2 protein-coding genes are annotated in these 1,156 nt (G+C 42.4%); both read left to right on the top strand.

The window, feature by feature from the left end; genetic code table 11:
* Positions 1–156 precede the first annotated feature (156 nt).
* Positions 157–900: an acetoacetyl-CoA reductase gene (phbB, locus tag A3729_RS04205; protein WP_068508748.1), complete on the top strand. Its 744-nt coding sequence runs from the start codon at positions 157–159 to the stop codon at positions 898–900.
* Between the two features lie 20 nt (positions 901–920).
* On the top strand, positions 921–1,156 hold a 236-nt coding region (locus tag A3729_RS04210), incomplete at its 3' end, for a phasin family protein (protein WP_197475553.1).

Consider the following 1,156-nt stretch of genomic DNA (forward strand, 5'->3'; position numbering starts at 1 on the left):
TGATTCACATCAAAGCTTTCCCTAGTCTCTAGCTTCATGATGAGAAACTATAAGAACGACAAAAATCAGGTACATGCCGTAGAGTTTCAACTCTGTTACCTCTCTTTTCTTTCGTTTTCCGATTTTTGAATCTGAACTCACGATTAGGAGGCATATATGTCTAATGTAAACGTTGCTTTTGTCACGGGCGGAACCGGTGGAATAGGTACTGCGATCTGCCAAACACTACATGATGAAGGCTACACCGTTGTTGCTGCATCCAGCAGCCAAGAAAAAGCCGACAACTGGCAAGCGCAACTCAAAACACAAGGCTATGACATTAAAACCTGTGTACTGGAGGTTGCTGATTTTGACAGTTGTACCCGCAATATTCTTGATATTGAAGAAAGCATTGGCCCCATTGCAGTTTTGGTGAATACCGCTGGTATCACTCGCGATACCAGCTTAAAACGAATGTCACCACAAAAATGGCAAGAGGTCATTGATGTGAACCTGAGTGGAACCTTCAATACTTGTCGGAATGTCATCGAGTTCATGTTGAAACGCCAATACGGGCGAATTATTAATATCTCTTCTATCAACGGTGAAAAGGGCCAATTTGGTCAAGTGAATTACGCTGCCAGCAAAGCTGGCATTCATGGTATTACCATGTCACTAGCGCAAGAAGTAGCCAGCAAAGGCATTACTGTTAACACTATTTCCCCTGGTTATATAGCAACTGAAATGGTGATGGCGGTCGAAGAGAGTATAAGAAACCAAATTATCGCCCAAATTCCGGTCGGCAGGCTGGGTGATCCAAAAGAAATAGCGAGACTTGTTGCTTTCTTATCAGACAAACAGTCTGGTTTTATCACTGGATCAAATCTTTCCATTAACGGCGGTCAGCACATGCACCACTAGTAAATAACAAGGAGACATACATGAACGAATTTATCGATTCATTAAGCGAACAAGCGAAACGCTTTGTTGAGCCTGCAAAAGAAGTGAATAGATTGCTACTGAATAACGTAGGTGAGTTAGTTGATATTCAAGCGCAAGCCTTTGCAAACTACGCTGAAATGGGTATAGCCCAGGCAAAATCGGCATTAGAGATCAGAAATAGCGATTCACTGAACGCCTTTGTAGAGCAACAATCTGAATTTTCTGAGACTGTTCA

It is taken from the genome of Oleiphilus sp. HI0043 (assembly GCF_001634935.1).